General features: G+C 72.0%; 19 protein-coding genes. 12 read left to right on the plus strand and 7 right to left on the minus strand.

The genetic code is table 11. The annotated features are described in order from the left end of the window. The first annotated feature begins 66 nt into the window (after positions 1–66). Positions 67–654 (plus strand): NAD(P)H-dependent oxidoreductase, encoded by a 588-nt coding sequence (locus tag H8838_RS15860; protein ID WP_185994630.1) that lies wholly within the window; start codon positions 67–69, stop codon positions 652–654. A 5-nt stretch (positions 655–659) separates the two neighbouring features. Here H8838_RS15860 and dapF read toward each other — a convergent pair whose 3' ends face one another. Beyond that, on the minus strand, positions 660–1,466 hold the full coding sequence (gene dapF, locus H8838_RS15865; protein ID WP_185994629.1) for a diaminopimelate epimerase: 807 nt from the start codon (positions 1,464–1,466) through the stop codon (positions 660–662). Between the two features lie 134 nt (positions 1,467–1,600). On the opposite strand from dapF, the gene H8838_RS15870 reads away from it, so the two are divergent. Beyond that, a complete protein-coding gene (locus H8838_RS15870; protein WP_185994628.1) occupies positions 1,601–2,224 on the plus strand; it encodes a hypothetical protein in 624 nt (207 codons plus the stop codon). Here H8838_RS15870 and miaA read toward each other — a convergent pair. After that, positions 2,202–3,125 (minus strand): tRNA (adenosine(37)-N6)-dimethylallyltransferase MiaA, encoded by a 924-nt coding sequence (gene miaA / locus H8838_RS15875; RefSeq protein WP_185994627.1) that lies wholly within the window; start codon positions 3,123–3,125, stop codon positions 2,202–2,204. The two genes, H8838_RS15870 and miaA, sit on opposite strands and share 23 nt — an antisense overlap. A 65-nt stretch (positions 3,126–3,190) precedes the next feature. Between miaA and H8838_RS15880 the strand changes: the two genes are divergently transcribed. From H8838_RS15880 to H8838_RS15895, 4 genes are read left to right on the plus strand one after another with little or no spacing between them, the layout of a single operon-like run. After that, positions 3,191–3,355, plus strand: a complete 165-nt coding sequence (locus H8838_RS15880; protein ID WP_185994626.1) for a hypothetical protein — start codon at positions 3,191–3,193, stop codon at positions 3,353–3,355. A 1-nt stretch (position 3,356) separates the two neighbouring features. Beyond that, entirely contained in the window at positions 3,357–3,830 is a 474-nt protein-coding gene (locus tag H8838_RS15885) for an NUDIX domain-containing protein (RefSeq protein WP_185994625.1), read from the plus strand. Next, positions 3,827–4,078: a hypothetical protein gene (locus tag H8838_RS15890; protein WP_185994624.1), complete on the plus strand. Its 252-nt coding sequence runs from the start codon at positions 3,827–3,829 to the stop codon at positions 4,076–4,078. Before H8838_RS15885 ends, H8838_RS15890 begins: the two co-directional genes overlap by 4 nt. Beyond that, complete coding sequence (locus tag H8838_RS15895; protein ID WP_185994623.1) at positions 4,075–4,437, plus strand: hypothetical protein; 363 nt, start codon at positions 4,075–4,077, stop codon at positions 4,435–4,437. Before H8838_RS15890 ends, H8838_RS15895 begins: the two co-directional genes overlap by 4 nt. Here H8838_RS15895 and miaB read toward each other — a convergent pair. Then, entirely contained in the window at positions 4,434–5,936 is a 1,503-nt protein-coding gene (gene miaB / locus H8838_RS15900; RefSeq protein WP_185994622.1) for a tRNA (N6-isopentenyl adenosine(37)-C2)-methylthiotransferase MiaB, read from the minus strand. The two genes, H8838_RS15895 and miaB, sit on opposite strands and share 4 nt — an antisense overlap. Before the next feature lie 134 nt (positions 5,937–6,070). Between miaB and H8838_RS15905 the strand changes: the two genes are divergently transcribed. From H8838_RS15905 to H8838_RS15930, 6 genes are all read left to right on the plus strand, one after another. Continuing rightward, positions 6,071–6,835 carry an amino acid ABC transporter ATP-binding protein gene (locus H8838_RS15905; protein ID WP_397181004.1) on the plus strand — a complete coding sequence of 255 codons (765 nt, stop codon included), beginning with the start codon at positions 6,071–6,073 and terminating at the stop codon, positions 6,833–6,835. Between the two features lie 57 nt (positions 6,836–6,892). Continuing rightward, the gene (locus tag H8838_RS15910) at positions 6,893–7,777 is read left to right on the plus strand and encodes a glutamate ABC transporter substrate-binding protein (protein WP_181312525.1); all 885 of its coding nucleotides are present in this window, start codon (positions 6,893–6,895) and stop codon (positions 7,775–7,777) included. 94 nt (positions 7,778–7,871) lie between these two features. Then, positions 7,872–8,561 (plus strand): amino acid ABC transporter permease, encoded by a 690-nt coding sequence (locus H8838_RS15915; protein WP_181312524.1) that lies wholly within the window; start codon positions 7,872–7,874, stop codon positions 8,559–8,561. Continuing rightward, positions 8,558–9,445, plus strand: coding sequence for an amino acid ABC transporter permease (locus H8838_RS15920; RefSeq protein WP_185994621.1), 888 nt, complete (start codon positions 8,558–8,560; stop codon positions 9,443–9,445). Before H8838_RS15915 ends, H8838_RS15920 begins: the two co-directional genes overlap by 4 nt. Positions 9,446–9,471: 26 nt before the next feature. Then, positions 9,472–10,065, plus strand: coding sequence for a TetR/AcrR family transcriptional regulator (locus H8838_RS15925; protein WP_181312708.1), 594 nt, complete (start codon positions 9,472–9,474; stop codon positions 10,063–10,065). Between the two features lie 50 nt (positions 10,066–10,115). Next, on the plus strand, positions 10,116–10,601 hold the full coding sequence (locus H8838_RS15930) for a MarR family winged helix-turn-helix transcriptional regulator (protein WP_181312522.1): 486 nt from the start codon (positions 10,116–10,118) through the stop codon (positions 10,599–10,601). On the opposite strand, the gene H8838_RS15935 is transcribed toward H8838_RS15930, so the two are convergent. Genes H8838_RS15935 through H8838_RS20280 form a run of 4 tightly spaced genes read right to left on the minus strand, consistent with a single transcriptional unit; the run spans position 10,602 to position 15,367 of the window. Continuing rightward, the gene (locus tag H8838_RS15935; RefSeq protein WP_185994620.1) at positions 10,602–12,398 is read right to left on the minus strand and encodes an ABC-F family ATP-binding cassette domain-containing protein; all 1,797 of its coding nucleotides are present in this window, start codon (positions 12,396–12,398) and stop codon (positions 10,602–10,604) included. Next, the gene (locus tag H8838_RS15940; RefSeq protein WP_224766183.1) at positions 12,398–13,324 is read right to left on the minus strand and encodes a 4-(cytidine 5'-diphospho)-2-C-methyl-D-erythritol kinase; all 927 of its coding nucleotides are present in this window, start codon (positions 13,322–13,324) and stop codon (positions 12,398–12,400) included. Before H8838_RS15940 ends, H8838_RS15935 begins: the two co-directional genes overlap by 1 nt. Then, on the minus strand, positions 13,321–14,202 hold the full coding sequence (gene rsmA / locus H8838_RS15945) for a 16S rRNA (adenine(1518)-N(6)/adenine(1519)-N(6))-dimethyltransferase RsmA (protein WP_181312520.1): 882 nt from the start codon (positions 14,200–14,202) through the stop codon (positions 13,321–13,323). Before rsmA ends, H8838_RS15940 begins: the two co-directional genes overlap by 4 nt. A gap of 43 nt (positions 14,203–14,245) precedes the next feature. Next, positions 14,246–15,367 carry a transglycosylase family protein gene (locus tag H8838_RS20280; protein ID WP_317983767.1) on the minus strand — a complete coding sequence of 374 codons (1,122 nt, stop codon included), beginning with the start codon at positions 15,365–15,367 and terminating at the stop codon, positions 14,246–14,248. Positions 15,368–15,472 lie beyond the last annotated feature (105 nt).

Consider the following 15,472-nt stretch of genomic DNA (forward strand, 5'->3'; position numbering starts at 1 on the left):
GTACGCGATGTTGTCATTGTCCAGATTCTTGGCAATGTCTAGATTTCCCACCCCAGGAGCACACCCATGACCCGCACCCTCGTCATCGACGGCCACCCCGATCCCTCCTCCCTCACCGCCGCCCTCGCCGTGCGTTACGCGGCCGGGGCCGGGACCGACGTCCTCGCCCTGCGCGACCTGGCGTTCGACGCCGACCTGCACCGGGGCTACCGGCCGGGCCAGCCGCTCGAGGCCGACCTGGTCCGGGCGCGCGAGCTGCTCGCCGGGAGCGAGCACGTCACCGTCCTGACCCCGGTCTGGTGGGGCTCGGTGCCCGCGCTGCTCAAGGGGTTCTTCGACCGCACCCTCGAGATCGGCTGGGCCTTCCGCTACCGCGAGGACGGCCGCCCCGAGGGGTTGCTCGGCGGGCGGACCGGGCGCCTGGTCGTCACCTCCGACTCCCCCCGGTGGTACCTGCCGCTCGTCGGCGACACCACCGTCAAGCAGGTGAAGGCGCGGACCATGGAGTTCTGCGGGATCAAGCCCGTGCGGGTCAGCCGGTTCACCGACGTCCGCCACGCCGACGACGCCCGTCGGGCTGCGTGGCTGGAGCGCGCCGAAGCGCTGGGCGCGCAGGACGCGGGGCGGCGTGCACCGGCGTCCGTCACAGCCTGAGGGTGCTACAGGTCGGTCTCGCCGCGGGCGACGATCACCGCGGGGCCGGTGAGCAGCACCCGGTCGTCGGTCCAGGTGACCCGGAGCGATCCGCCCGGTACGTCGACCCGGTAGCTGCTGGGCCCGGGCGCCTCGTCCAGCCGGGAGGCCGCGACCATCACCGCGCAGGCGCCGGTGCCGCAACTGCGGGTCTCCCCCGAGCCGCGTTCGTGCACCCGCATCGCCACGTGCCCGTCGGCGCGGCGGACCACGAACTCCACGTTGACCCCGTCGGGGAAGACCGCCGGGTCGTGGCCGGGCGCCTCCAGCAGGGGGCCGGCGTCGGCGAGGTCGTCGACGAAGGCCACCGCGTGCGGGTTGCCCATGTCGATCTGGAGGGCGGGCCAGGACCGCTCGCCGACGGTCACCGAGGTCTCGCCCAGCACCCGCGGCGCCCCCATGTCGAGGGTCACCAGGTGGCCCTCGACCAAGCAGACCTTCACCCCGTCGCGGGTGGCCACCGGGACCAGCTCACCGGCCGGGACCAGGCCCTCGTCGACCAGGTGCCGGACGAAGACGCGCAGCCCGTTGCCGCACATCTCGCTGAGCGACCCGTCGGCGTTGCGGTAGTCCATGAACCACTCCGCCCCGGCGGCTGCCGGGTCCGCGGTCCGCAGCACGCGCAGCACGCCGTCCGCGCCGATCCCGGCTCGCCGGTCGCAGAGCGCGCGCACGCGCTCCGCTGCGAGGTCGCCGTGCACGGAGCCGTCGTGGTCGGGCAGCAGCACGAAGTCGTTCTCGGTGCCGTGCCCCTTGAGGAACGGGTAGGTCACCGGGCCAGTCTGTCAGGCCCCCACGTCTGGACCACCGGTGCCGGACACCTTGCGTCGTGACCCAGGTCTCAGTACGTTCCAGCGACGCAAGTCCGCGGCGGGGGCAACCGGACTCTCTGGGGAGGGAGATCCACATGCACCACTCGATGCTCGGCGCCCTGGTGGCCGGCGGCCTGGCCCTGACCACGGGGGTGGCCGCACCGTCCGCGGCGGCGGCAGACTCCGACTCCGGGGACACGCTCACCCGGCTGGCCACCGGCTCGGCCACGCTGGCGGGCGGGGAGACGTCCGTGCGCCTGCCCTGGGGCACGCGGCTGGAGGGCACGCTCAACCCGGACTTCAGCATCGACGGCGGGCTGCACTTCTCCAGCACCCCGTTCACGGTGGAGCTGCCGGGTGCCACCGCCCGGGTCCGCTTCGTCACCACCGATCCGGGCGGGACGACTGCCGACGGGGAGGGCGCGGTGGTGGTCCGGTCCGGGTTCGCCGTCCAGGTGACCGAGCTGTTCCGCGACGAGAGCCCGGAGACGAACCTGGTCCGGGAGACCTGCACGAGCGGCGAGGTGACCGCCACCCTGACCGGGAGCTGGGCCGATATCTTCACCCCCACCACGCTGGCGGGCGACCTCACCGTGCCCACGTTCCGCCGCTGCGGCGCGTCCTTCCTCAACCTGCCCTCGGCGCGCGACGCCCTGGTCAGCGGGCTGCTGGCCGGACCCGGGAGCACGTTGGAGCTCAGCGTGGCGCCGGTCGGATAGCGGCCAGCGCCTGCTCGACCCGGTCCGCGGCGTCGAAGCGGACCCAGGTGACGCGGGGGTCCTTGCGGAACCAGGAGTCCTGGCGCCGGGCGAACCGCCGGGTGGCGATCACCGTGCGCTCCTGGGCCTGGGCCAGGGTGAGCTCGCCGCGCAGCGCGGCGGCGACCTCGCGGTAGCCGATGGCCCGGGAGGCGGTCAGTCCGTCCTCCAGCCCCTCGTCGAGCAGCCGCTCGACCTCGGCGACGAAGCCCTGGTCGAACATCTGCGCCACCCGCTCCTCGATCCGGGCGTCCAGGGTCGGGCGGTCGATGTCGACACCGATCTGGACGGTGGCCGGGTCGACGTACTCCAGGCGGGGCAGGCTGGCGCTGAACGGCCGGCCGGTCAGTTCCACGACCTCCAGGGCGCGGACGACGCGGCGGCCGTTCTCGACCTGGATGGCGGCGGCCGCCTCGGGATCGCGCTCGGCGAGCCGCGCGTGCAGCACCGCCGGGCCGACCTCGGCCAGCTCGCCCTCCAGCCGGCGGCGGAGCGCCTCGTCGGTGCCGGGGAACTCGAACCGGTCCAGCACGGCGCGGGTGTAGAGGGCCGAGCCGCCGACCAGCACCGGGACCCGGCCGCGGTCGCGGATCTCGGCGATGGTGCGCCGGGCCAGTGCCTGGAACCGGGCGACGTTGGCGGGCTCGCGCACCCCCATCAGGTCGAGCAGGTGGTGCGGGATGCCGCGGCGCTCGGCGACCGGCACCTTGGCGGTGCCGACGCCCATCCCCCGGTAGACCTGCATGGCGTCGGTGTTGACCACCTCGCCGTCGAGCCGCTCGGCGAGGTCGAGGGAGAGACCGGTCTTGCCGGCGGCCGTGGCTCCCACGACCGCGACGACTGGGAGGACCTCGCTCGGCATGCGGCTAGTGTGCCAAGCACGCACCACCGACCGAGAACTGCCGACCCAGGAAGAGGTGGACCACCGTGACCTCACCGAAGGACACCCCGCGTTCGGACCAGCCGGGGGAGACGGCCGAGGCCGAGCAGTCCCGCGAGCACGGCGAGGAGCTGCCCGACCAGCTGCAGCAGGGCCAGGAGGGCGTGACCCAGGCCGGCCCGCCCACCGACCCGTCGAACCCCACCGGCTGAGGTGGACCGCTTCGTCGTCGTCCCCGCCTCCTACCTCTACCTGCTCCGCGAAGGCGCAGGGGGCACAGGCGGCACCGAGGTGCTGCTCCAGCTGCGGCGCGGCACCGGCTACATGGACGAGCACTGGGCGGCCGCGGCCGCCGGCCACGTGGAGCGCGGCGAGACGGCGTACGACGCGGTCCGCCGCGAGGCGTACGAGGAGCTGTCGATCACCGAGCCCGAGCTGACGTTCGAGGCGACCATGCAGCGGACCCGGCACGACCTGGCGATCGACGAGCGGGTCGACTTCTTCTTCTCCGCGCGCTCCTGGCGCGGGGAGCCACGGATCGTGGAGCCGGAGAAGTGCGCCGAGCTGCGGTGGTGCCCGCTCGACGACCTGCCGGACCCGGTGGTGCCGCACGAACGATTGGCCCTGGCGAATCTGGGCACAGAGGTGAAGTACCTGACCTTCGGATTCGACCAGGAGCACACATGAACGACGGGATCGGCGAGCAGCCCACGCCCACCACCGAGGAGCCCGAGCTCTACCCCGGAGGCGTCGACGCCGTGATCCCGGAGGAGCCGGCCACCCTCGGCCACGACCTGGACCCCTCGAGCAACGCGGCCGTCGACGAGGACGTGGTCCCGGACGAGATCACCGAGCCCGACCAGGACAAGGAACAGGCGCCGGACGACGGCAAGGTCTCCGGCGAGGACGACACCGAGGACGAGCCCCCGGCATGAGCGACGAGCGCAAGCAGGAGCACCGACCCGAGCACGGGGAGCCCCGCGTCGATCCCGACGTCGCCGAGTCCCTGGAGGGCTCCAACCCCAACGGCGCCGGCCCCGACCACCTCGAGGGCGGGATCGGGGTGAGCAGCGAGCGGGTCGGTCACACCGGCCCCGGGCAGCGGTCCACCGACGGGCTCCGCGATGTCTCCCCCGACGAGTTCGGGCCGGGCGAGGACGCGCCGCCCGAGCAGACCGCGGACGGCCAGGAGCCGGGCAACCCGGCGCGGATGGGCCGCAAGTCCGCGTACCCCGAGGCGGACCCCCGCGCGCACGGCGAGGAGCCGGACGAGCAGGACCCCGGCCTGCGCTAGCCGCAGGCGGGCGCGGGCGGCAGCGGCGCGGGGGCGCCGATGCTCGGCATGCCCAGCCCGACGCCGGACGGGGCGGGGGGCGCCGACGTACGCCGCTCCCAGGCGTCACCGGCGCGCGTACGGCGCACGGCCAGCACCGGGCCGTCGGCGACCAGGTGGTGCGGCGCGGCGTAGGTGACCTGGACGGTGACCATGTCGCCGGGACGCACGGAGTCGGCCTCGACCCCGGAGAAGTCGGCGGCGAAGTGGACCAGCCGGTTGTCCGGGCCGCGGCCCGAGAGCCGCGCGGTGGCCCGGTCCTTGCGCCCCTCCCCCTCGGAGACCATCAGCTCGACGGTCCTGCCGACGAGCTTCTTGCTCTCCTCCCAGGCGATCTCCTCGACCACCGCGACCAGCCGCTGGTAGCGGTCCTTGACCACCTCGGGGGCGATCTGGTCGGGCATGGTCGCGGCCGGCGTGCCGGGGCGGATGGAGTACTGGAAGGTGTAGGCGTTGGCGAACCGGGCCCGGCGGACGACGTCCAGGGTGGCCTGGAAGTCCTCCTCGGTCTCGCCGGGGAAGCCGACGATGATGTCGGTGCTGATCGCCGCGTGCGGCATCGCGGCACGCACCCGCTCGATGATGCCGAGGAACTTCGCCTGCCGGTAGGAACGGCGCATCGCCTTGAGCACCCGGTCCGAGCCGGACTGGAGCGGCATGTGCAGCTGCGGCATCACGTTGGGCGTCTGCGCCATCGCCTCGATCACGTCGTCGGTGAACTCCGCCGGGTGCGGGGAGGTGAAGCGCACCCGCTCCAGCCCCTCGATCTCACCGCAGGCGCGCAGCAGCTTGGAGAAGGCCTGACGGTCGCCGAACTCGACCCCGTACGCGTTGACGTTCTGGCCCAGCAGCGTCACCTCGGTGACGCCCTCGGCGACCAGGGCGCGGATCTCGGCGAGGATGTCGCCGGGACGCCGGTCGGTCTCCTTGCCGCGCAGCGACGGGACGATGCAGAACGTGCAGGTGTTGTTGCAGCCGACCGAGATCGACACCCAGGCCGCGTAGGCGGAGTCGCGCTTGGTCGGCAGCGTCGAGGGGAAGACCGAGAGCGACTCGAGGATCTCGACCTGCGCCTCCTCCTGGGAGCGCGCCCGGTCGAGCAGCGCGGGCAGCGAGCCGATGTTGTGGGTGCCGAAGACGACGTCGACGTACGGCGCACGCTCCACGATCGTGTCCCGGTCCTTCTGCGCCATGCAGCCGCCGACGGCGATCTGCATGCCCGGGCGCTTCGCCTTGACCGGCGCCAGGTGGCTGAGGTTGCCGTAGAGCTTGTTGTCCGCGTTCTCCCGGACGGCACAGGTGTTGAAGACGACGACGTCGGCCTGCTCGCCCGCGGGTGCGGCGGCGTAGCCCGCGTCCTCCAGGAGGCCGGTGAGCCGCTCGGAGTCGTGGACGTTCATCTGGCACCCGTAGGTGCGGACCTCGTAGGTGCGCGCGGGGGTCTGGGGCGTGGCAGTCATGGCCTCCCCAGGGTACGGCGGCCCCGCGGACGCCCATGAATTGCGACCGCACCCGCACTACGTGATGGTCACGATTCGGTCAACGCGGCCTTCTCAGGATGCCTCCGGCGGCTAGGTGTGGATAGGTTGCGCCAATGACGGAGTCCGAGAAGACCCCGCCCGGGGATGCGCTGGTCAGCCTGCAGGGTGTCAACAAGTGGTTCGGGCAGCTGCACGTGCTGCAGGACATCGACCTGCAGATCAAGCGCGGTGAGGTGGTCGTGGTCATCGGCCCCTCCGGGTCGGGCAAGTCCACCCTGTGCCGGGCGATCAACCGGCTGGAGACGATCGACCAGGGCACGATCACCCTGGACGGTCAGCCGCTGCCCCAGGAGGGCAAGGCGCTGGCCAACCTGCGCGCCGAGGTGGGCATGGTCTTCCAGTCCTTCAACCTCTTCGCGCACAAGACGATCCTGGAGAACGTCACCCTCGGGCCGATCAAGGTCCGCAAGCAGGACAAGTCCGCGGCCGAGAAGCGCGCCATGGAGCTGCTCGAGCGGGTGGGCGTCGCGCACCAGGCGCAGAAGTACCCCGCCCAGCTCTCCGGCGGCCAGCAGCAGCGCGTCGCGATCGCTCGCGCCCTGGCGATGGAGCCGAAGGTGATGCTCTTCGACGAGCCCACCTCCGCGCTCGACCCGGAGATGATCAAGGAGGTCCTCGACGTCATGGTCGACCTCGCCCAGCAGGGCATGACCATGGTCGTGGTCACCCACGAGATGGGCTTCGCGCGGACCGCGGGCGACCGGGTGGTCTTCATGGCCGACGGCGCCATCGTCGAGGAGAACACCCCCGAGCAGTTCTTCACCAACCCGCAGTCGGACCGGGCCAAGGACTTCCTCGGCAAGATCCTCAAGCACTGAGCCCCCGGCTGCCCCGACGCACCACTCATCATCCGAAGTAGAAACAAGGGAGAGAGCATGCGATTCATCAGGAGCAAGGCCCTCGTCGTGGGAGCAGCGCTGGCGCTGAGCCTGTCGGCCTGCGGTGACGCCGGCGACGACGACACCGAGACCGCCGACGTCGAGGTGCAGGACAACGCCGCCGAGGAGTTCGACGACGGCACCCGGATGAAGGAGCTCGCCGAGGACGGCAAGATCGTCATCGGCGTCAAGTACGACCAGCCCGGCATCGGCTTCAAGGGCGCCACCGACGACTCCCCGAAGGGCTTCGACCCGGAGATCGGCAAGATCCTCGCCGCCGACCTCGGCATCGCGCCCGAGGGCATCGAGTGGAAGGAGACCATCTCCGACAACCGTGAGCCCTTCCTCCAGGAGGGCGAGGTCGACCTGGTCATCGCGTCGTACTCGATCACCGACGACCGTCGCAAGGTCGTCGGCCAGGCCGGGCCGTACTACGTGACCGGCCAGCAGCTGCTGGTCCGCTCCGACAGCGACATCGAGTCCCTCGACGACGTCAAGGGCTCCGAGGTCTGCTCGGTCACCGGCTCCACCTCGCTGGACAACATCAAGGCCGCGGGCGCCAAGCCCCGCGGCTTCGACACCTACTCCGAGTGCGTGGACCAGGTGCTCGACGGCACCGTCGACGCGATGACCACCGACGGCGCCATCCTGCTCGGCTACGCCGCGCAGAACCCCGATGAGCTCAAGGTCGTCGTCGACCCGTTCTCCGAGGAGCGGTACGGCGTGGGCTACAGCCCCGACAGCCCCGAGATGTGCCAGTGGATCACCGACACGCTGACCGAGGCGCAGGAGGACGGCGCCTGGGCCGACGCCTTCGAGGCGACGCTGGGCCAGTCCGGCGTGGAGACCCCCGAGGCTCCGGAGATGGACGCCTGCGCCTGACGCGCACGCTCCGCCAGACCCTGACGACGGTGCCGACGGACCCCCGGGTCCGTCGGCACCGTCCGACCCTCCCACTGAGAGGAGCCACCGCACGATGGACGCGGTGTTCTCGAACTTCGACGAGTACCTGAAGGCCTTCGGCCTGACGATCGGCCTGTTCGTCGTCTCCGGGCTGGCCTCGATGGTCCTCGGCACGATCCTGGCCACCTTCCGGGTCGGCCCGGTCTCGATCCTGCGCAAGGCGGCCGCGCTCTACGTGACGCTCTTCCGCAACACCCCGCTGCTGATGATCTTCATCTTCATGGCGATCGCGATGCCCAAGCTGGGCTACACCTTCAAGGTCGTCGAGAACTTCTCCATCGCCGGCTACGAGGTCTCCTCCTTCTTCTTCCGGTCCTGCCTGGCCCTGACGCTCTACACCTCGGCGTTCGTCTGCGAGGCCCTGCGCTCCGGCGTCAACGCCGTCCCCCTCGGCCAGGCCGAGGCCGGCCGGGCCATCGGGCTGACCTTCACCCAGTCGATGCGGCTGGTCGTGCTCCCCCAGGCCATCGCGGCCTCGATCCCCCCGATGACCAGCGTCCAGGTGGCGCTGATCAAGAACACCTCGGTCGCCGCGGCGTTCGGCATGGCGGAGGCGGTCGCCACGATGCGCTCGTTCACCAACAACTACTCCGACCAGAAGATGGGGATCTTCCTCGCCTTCGCGATCGGCTACATCATCATCGTGGAGGTCGTGGCCCTCTCGTCCTACGCGATCGAGCGGAAGGTCCGGGTGGCCCGATGAGCGCGTCCATCCTCTTCGACGCCCCCGGGCCGAAGACCGTTGCCCGGCACCGTCTCTACTCGGTCGTCAGCGTCGTCGCGCTGGTCGCCCTGGTCGCCTTCGCCGTGTGGCGTCTCTACGACCGCGGCCAGCTCGAGTACGAGCTCTGGGAGCCCTTCGTCACCCCGCAGTACCTCGAGTTCATCCTGGTCGACGGGCTGCTCCGGACGCTGCAGATGGCGTTCTTCTCGATCATCTTCGCCACCGTCTTCGGGCTGGTCTTCGGCGTGGCCAAGCTCTCCGACCACGTGTGGGTCCGCTGGCCCGCCTGGCTGGTCGTGGAGTTCTTCCGGGCCACCCCGGTGCTGCTGCTGATGATCTTCCTCTTCTTCCTCCTCGCGATCGGCAACGGGCCGCTGAGCTCGTTCTGGTGCGTGGTGATCGCGCTGACCCTCTACAACGGCTCGGTGCTGGCCGAGGTCTTCCGCGCGGGGATCAACGCGGTGCCCGCCGGCCAGGCGGAGGCGGCGTACGCGATCGGCATGCGCAAGTCGCAGGTGATGGTCCTGATCCTGCTCCCGCAGGCGGTGAAGATCATGCTGCCCGCGATCATCAGCCAGATGGTGGTCGCGCTCAAGGACACCAGCCTGGGCTACTACATCCTCGCCCCCGGCCTGACCGCGGTGGCCAAGCCGATCTACCTGGAGTTCCAGAACCAGGTGCCGACCGCGATCGTGATCACCGCGGTCTACGTGGTCGTCAACCTGATCCTCACCTGGATCGCCACGAAGGTGCAGAAGCGCCTGGTCGGCGAGAAGGACGTGCTCCAGGTCTCGATGGTCGGCGACGGCACCGGCACGGCCGGGCCGGTGGGCCCGGGCTTCGACAGCGACACCCTGCGCTGATGAGCGCCAAGAAGAAGAGCCCCCGGATGACCGGGACCGAGCGCCGCGAGCAGCTGGTCGAGGTCGCGCGGGGGCTCTTCGCCGAGCGCGGCTTCGACGGGACCGCGATCGAGGAGGTCGCGACCCGGGCCGGGGTCTCCAAGCCGGTCGTCTACGAGCACTTCGGCGGCAAGGAGGGGCTCTACGCCGTCGTGGTGGACCGCGAGGTCACCCAGCTGCTCACGACCATGCGCGACTCGCTGACCAACGGCACCTCCCGCGAGCTGCTCCAGTCGGCGGCGGCGGCTCTGCTGGACTTCGTGGAGGCCAACCCCGACGGCTTCCGGATCCTGGTGCGCGACAGCCCGATCGGCGCCTCCAGCTCGTCCTTCCGCTCGATCATCGGCGACGTCACGAGCCGGGTCGAGGGCATCTTGATGACGAAGTTCAAGGAGAAGGAGCTCGACCCCCGGGTCGCGCCGATGTACGCCCAGATGCTGGTCGGCATGGTCGCGATGGTCGGCCAGTGGTGGCTCGACACCCGGGAGCCGGCCAAGGAGGTCGTCGCGGCCCACCTGGTCAACCTCGCCTGGAACGGGCTGTCCGGGATGGAGCGCGACCCGCACCTGCTCGGCGACTGAAGGCATACCTGTCTCGACATCAAGATTCTCGACTCGGCTAGGATCGGCCCATGAGGGACGAAGTCGACGACCTGGTGGATGCCTGGGCGCGTGAGCGCAGCGACCTCGACCTCGCCCCCGTTGAGGTCTTCAGCCGGATCGGCCGGCTGGCCCGGCACCTGGACCTGGCCCGCAAGTCCGCCTTCGCCGCCCACGAGATCGAGTCCTGGGAGTTCGACGTGCTGGCCGCCCTGCGGCGGGCCGGGGACCCCTACGAGCTCTCCCCCGGCCGGCTGCTGCGCGAGACCCTGGTGACCAGCGGGACGATGACCAACCGGGTCGACCGGCTGACCGGGCGCGGCTTCGTGGAGCGGCTGCCCGACCCGCACGACCGCCGCGGCGTGCTGGTCCGGCTGACCCCCGAGGGCAAGGTGGCCGTCGACGGCGCCTTCGAGGCGCTGCTCGCCGCCGAGTCGGCCCTGCTCGCCGACCTGCCCGACCACGACCGGGCCCAGCTGGCCGGGCTGCTGCGCCGCCTGATGCGCCCCTTCAGCTGATCACTCGACCTGCTCGGCGGCCTCCAGCCACTCCAGCTCCAGCTCCTCGCGCTGGGCGGCCAGCTCCTGGAGCTCGGCGCTCAGGGCGCCCATCCGCTCGTAGTCCTGCCCCGCCGCCAGGATCTGCTCGTTGAGGCTGGCCTCCTGCGCGGTGATCTTGGCCAGCTGCTTGTCGATCCGGGCCATCGTCTTGCGCGCGGCGCGCTCCTCGGCGCCGCCGGCGCGCACCTTCTCCGGTGCCGGCGCGGAGGTCTGGGCGGAGGTCTGCTGGTTCTGCGTCGCCTCGCGCGCCAGCAGGGCCTGCCGGCGCTCGAGGTACTCGTCGACGCCGCGGGGCAGCATCGAGACCTTGCCGTCGCCGAGCAGCGCCCAGACCGAGTCGGTGACGCGCTCGAGGAAGTAGCGGTCGTGGGAGACCACCACCAGCGTGCCGGGCCAGGCGTCGAGGAAGTCCTCGAGGACGTTGAGGGTCTCGATGTCCAGGTCGTTGGTCGGCTCGTCGAGCAGCAGCACGTTGGGCTCGCTCAGCAGCAGCCGCAGCAGCTGGAACCGGCGCCGTTCGCCGCCGGAGAGGTCTCCGATCCGCGCGGTCAACCGGTCGCCGGTGAAGCCGAACCGCTCCAGCATCGAGGTGGCGGTCAGCTCCTGGCCGTCCAGGGTCCGGGTGACCCGGCGTACCGACTCCACGGTGTCCAGCACCCGGCCCGCGGGGTCGAGGTCGTCGAGCTGCTGACCGAGGTGCTGCAACGCCACCGTGCGTCCGCGCTTGACCCGTCCGGCCGTCGGCGCGAGGTCACCGGTGAGCAGGGAGAGCACCGAGGTCTTGCCCGCGCCGTTGACACCGACCAGGCCGATCCGGTCACCGGGGCCGAGCCGCCAGGTCGCGTGCGAGAGCAGCTGCCGCTCGCCGCGGAAGAGGTCGACGTCCTCGACGTCGAACACGTCCTTGCCGAGCCGCTGGGTGGCGAAGCGCTGCAGCTCGAGGCGGTCCCGGGGCGGGGGGACGTCCTCGATCAGCTGGTTGGCCGCGTCGATCCGGAACTTCGGCTTCGAGGTGCGCGCGGGAGCCCCGCGGCGCAGCCAGGCGAGCTCCTTGCGGACCAGGTTCTGCCGGCGGGTCTCGGAGGCCGCCGCCTGCCGCTGCCGCTCGGCCTTGGCCAGCACGAACGCGGCGTACCCGCCCTCGTAGGAGTCGACCTGGCCGTCGTGCACCTCCCACGTGGTCTCGCAGACCTCGTCGAGGAACCAGCGGTCGTGGGTGACGACCACCAGGGCCGAGGAGAGGTTCTTGACGTGCTCGGCGAGCCAGGCGACGGCCTCGACGTCGAGGTGGTTGGTGGGCTCGTCGAGCACCACCAGGTCGTGCGGGGTCAGCAGGAGCGCGGCCAGGGCGCAGCGACGCCGCTCGCCGCCGGAGAGGCCGAGCACCGGACGGTCCAGGTCGATGCCGGTGAGCAGCTCGCGGACCACGCCGCGCGCCGTCGGGTCGGCCGCCCACTCGTGGTCGGCCTTGCCGCCCAGCACCGCCTCCCGGACGGTGTGGGTCTCGACCAGCTCGTCGCCCTGGTGCAGGTAGCCGACGTCCAGGCCGCCGGTGCGCGAGACCCGGCCGGAGTCCGGCTCCTCGATCCCGGTCATCACCTCGAGCAGCGTGGTCTTGCCGTCGCCGTTGCGGCCGACGATGCCGATCCGCTCCCCCGCGCCGATCCCCAGGGAGACGTCGTCGAGCAGCGGCCGGATGCCGTAGGACTTCGAGACCCGCTCCAGGTTGAGCAGGTTGGGGCGTGGGCCCGCCATCAGAGAACCTCCACCACGTGGGCGCCGGCCACCGGGCCGAGCGCCAGCAGGGCCAGCTGCCCCGCGCCGGTCATCGCGTCGGCCACCGTCTGCGCCGACTCGTGCGACTCGCACAGGAACGCGCAGGTCGGCCCGGAGCCGGAGACGATGCCGCGCAGCGCCCCCTCGGCCTCGCCGCGCTCCAGCACGCCGACCAGATCGGGCCGCAGGTCCAGCGCGGCCGGCTCCAGGTCGTTGCGCAGGGCGATCGCCAGGCGGCCGGCATCGCCGTACGAGAGGGCCTCCAGCACGCGCGTCGGCGACGGCGGCTCCGGGGAGGCGTCCGGGAAGAGCGCGTCGAAGCGCCGGTAGACCTCCGGCGTGGAGAGCCCGCGCTCGGACGGCACCAGCACCCAGGCGTAGTCGCCGTGGTCGGCCACCGGGGTGACCAGCTCGCCGCGCCCCTGCCCGCGGGCGGTGCCGCCCAGCAGCGCGAACGGCACGTCGCTGCCCAGCTCGGCGGCCAGGCGCAGCAGCTCGTCGTCGGGGGTGCGCAGGTCCCAGAGCCGGTCCAGCGCCACCATCGCGGCGGCCGCGTCGGCCGAGCCACCGGCCATGCCGCCGGCCACCGGGATCGACTTGCCGATCCGGACCGCGGCCGCGCGGTCGCCGGTCGGGTCGAGCAGCCGGCCCACCGCGTCGACGATGTTCTCCCCGGGGCCGGGGAGCTCGACGCCCTCCAGGTAGGCCGCCAGCGCGGTCTCCACCGTCCACTCCTGGGCGGGGGCGACCGAGACGTCGTCGTAGAGGCTGACCGCGTGGTAGACGGTGTCCAGCGGGTGGAACCCGTCCTCGCGCGGCGCCCCCACGCCCAGGTGCAGGTTGATCTTCGCGGCGGCGCGCACGGTGAGCGCGCCCGAGCGGGTGTCCTCCAGGGCCCGGATCACGAGGCGAGCCCCCGCGTCGGGACCACCGGCAGCTGCTCGGCGATCCGGGCGAAGTCGGCGACCTCGAGCACCTCGCCGCGGGCCGTGGGGTCGACCCCGGCCGCGAGCAGCGCCTCCTCCGCGGCGGCGGACGAGCCGGCCAGCGGCTTGAGCGTCGCGCGCAGGGTCTTGCGACGCTGGGCGAAGGCCGCGTCGACGATCGCGAAGACCTGCTCCCGGGTGGCCCTGCTGGTCGGCGGCTCCCGGCGGGTCCAGGCGACCAGTCCGGAGTCGACGTTGGGCGCGGGCCAGAAGACGTTGCGGCCCACGGCACCGGCCCGGCGTACGTCGGCGTACCAGGCGGCCTTGACCGAGGGCACGCCGTAGACCTTGGAGCCGGGGCGGGCGGCAAGACGGTCGGCGACCTCGGCCTGCACCATCACCAGGCCGCGCTCCAGCGAGGGCAGCAGCGCCAGCAGGTGGAGCAGCACCGGGACCGAGACGTTGTAGGGCAGGTTGGCCACCAGCGCGGTCGGGGCCGGTCCGGGCACCTGGGTGATCCGCATCGCGTCGCCCAGCACCAGCTCGAAGGACGCGGCCTGGTCGGGCGCGTGCTCGGCGATCGTGCGGGGCAGCCGGTCCGCCAGCAGCGGGTCCAGCTCGACGGCGACCACCCGGCCCGCGACGTCGAGCAGGGCCAGGGTCAGCGACCCCAGCCCCGGCCCGACCTCCAGCACCACGTCGTGGGCGCCGACCCCGGACTCGCGCACGATCCGGCGCACGGTGTTGGCGTCGATGACGAAGTTCTGGCCGCGCTGCTTGGTGGGCCGCAGGTCGAGCTCGGCCGCCAGCTGCCGCACCTCCGCCGGACCGAGGAGCCGCGGCGGTGTCGTCGTCATGCCGTCACCCTATGACCTGCCCCGCGGCGCGGGACGAGCCGCCTCAGCGCAGGCCCAGCTGCGCCGAGCAGTGCGGCCACTGGCCCCAGCCCGCCCGGGCCTGCAGGATCGAGGCCCGCTTGATCTGCTCCTCGCGGCTGTGCTGGTGGGGCAGGCCGGTGCCGCCCACCGAGCGCCAGGTGGCGGCGCTGAACTGCACCCCGCCGTAGTAGCCGTTGCCGGTGTTGGTCGCCCAGTTGCCGCCGGACTCGCACTGGGCGAGCCGGTCCCAGACGGTGTTGCCGTCGGCGAAGTTGGGTCCGGTCGACTTGGTGCCGACCTTGACCAGCGCGTTCGTGGGCTTGCGCCGCACGGTGGCGCGGACGACGGTCCGGTCGACCAGCTCGCCGTTCTCGTAGCGCAGCTGGTAGACCACGTCGCGCAGTCCCTTGCGTCCCTCGCGGGCCACGGACTTCTCGCCGGTGAACAGGTCGGCGTCCTTCTCCTCCACGGTGCGGAAGGCGACCGGCTCCCCCTGGACGGCCTTGCGGACGGTCTTGACCCGGGTCACGGTGATCGAGTCGCCGGGCTCCACCTTGCGCTTCGGCGCGGGCTTGACCACGTCGTCGCCGTCGACCGCGATGTCGAGCTCGTCGAGCACGTCGGCCACGGTCACGGCGGGCACGCGGTGCTTCTTGGCCGTGCGGCCGGCGACCGAGACGGAGATCTTCTTCGGGGTGACGACCTCGAGCTCGAGCCCGTCCCGGCGGATGGACGAGCTGCGGCTGACCGACAGGTCGGCGCCGCGGAACCGGTCGCCGATCTGGGCGAGCGCGCCGTCCACGTCGGTGGCGGTCACCCAGTGCGTCTTCGAGCGGCCGTCCACGACCAGCTCGAGCGGGCGGCTGAAGGCCACGGTGATCTCGCTGCCGTCGTCGACCGGGGTGTCCAGGCCGGGCGCGACCTCGTCGCGCTCACCGACCTCGATGCCCTCGGCGTCCAGGACCTCACCGACCGTGTCGCCCAGCGCGCTGACCTCGCGGGTCTCGCCGTCCAGCGTCAGGGTCACCGACGTGGTGAGGGCGGTGTAGCCGAGCGTGGTCCCCACGAGGGCGACGGCCACGAGGGCGGCCAGCCCGATCAGCAGGGAATTGCTGCGGCTGAGGTGTGCGATCTTGTCGCGCACGGTTCTCCAAGCGTCGTACTTCCCGGGCCTCGGAGACCAGCACGGACCTCACGTCCGCACCTGGTGAGGTGAGAAGGACACGGGACCCGGCTGGCAAACATCGTT

Source organism: Nocardioides campestrisoli (assembly GCF_013624435.2).
Classification (GTDB): domain Bacteria; phylum Actinomycetota; class Actinomycetes; order Propionibacteriales; family Nocardioidaceae; genus Nocardioides; species Nocardioides campestrisoli.

Bases quoted from the DNA above. Each gene is read 5' to 3' on its own strand.
- H8838_RS15930 (WP_181312522.1), top strand. From the start codon at position 10,116: ATGAGGGACGAAGTCGACGACCTGGTGGATGCCTGGGCGCGTGAGCGC.
- H8838_RS15910 (WP_181312525.1), top strand. From the start codon at position 6,893: ATGCGATTCATCAGGAGCAAGGCCCTCGTCGTGGGAGCAGCGCTGGCG.
- H8838_RS15905 (WP_397181004.1), top strand. From the start codon at position 6,071: ATGACGGAGTCCGAGAAGACCCCGCCCGGGGATGCGCTGGTCAGCCTG.
- miaA (WP_185994627.1), bottom strand. From the start codon at position 3,125: ATGCCGAGCGAGGTCCTCCCAGTCGTCGCGGTCGTGGGAGCCACGGCC.
- H8838_RS15915 (WP_181312524.1), top strand. From the start codon at position 7,872: ATGGACGCGGTGTTCTCGAACTTCGACGAGTACCTGAAGGCCTTCGGC.
- H8838_RS15935 (WP_185994620.1), bottom strand. From the start codon at position 12,398: ATGGCGGGCCCACGCCCCAACCTGCTCAACCTGGAGCGGGTCTCGAAG.
- H8838_RS15920 (WP_185994621.1), top strand. From the start codon at position 8,558: ATGAGCGCGTCCATCCTCTTCGACGCCCCCGGGCCGAAGACCGTTGCC.
- H8838_RS15925 (WP_181312708.1), top strand. From the start codon at position 9,472: ATGACCGGGACCGAGCGCCGCGAGCAGCTGGTCGAGGTCGCGCGGGGG.
- H8838_RS15895 (WP_185994623.1), top strand. From the start codon at position 4,075: ATGAGCGACGAGCGCAAGCAGGAGCACCGACCCGAGCACGGGGAGCCC.
- miaB (WP_185994622.1), bottom strand. From the start codon at position 5,936: ATGACTGCCACGCCCCAGACCCCCGCGCGCACCTACGAGGTCCGCACC.
- H8838_RS15860 (WP_185994630.1), top strand. From the start codon at position 67: ATGACCCGCACCCTCGTCATCGACGGCCACCCCGATCCCTCCTCCCTC.
- H8838_RS15870 (WP_185994628.1), top strand. From the start codon at position 1,601: ATGCACCACTCGATGCTCGGCGCCCTGGTGGCCGGCGGCCTGGCCCTG.
- rsmA (WP_181312520.1), bottom strand. From the start codon at position 14,202: ATGACGACGACACCGCCGCGGCTCCTCGGTCCGGCGGAGGTGCGGCAG.
- H8838_RS15890 (WP_185994624.1), top strand. From the start codon at position 3,827: ATGAACGACGGGATCGGCGAGCAGCCCACGCCCACCACCGAGGAGCCC.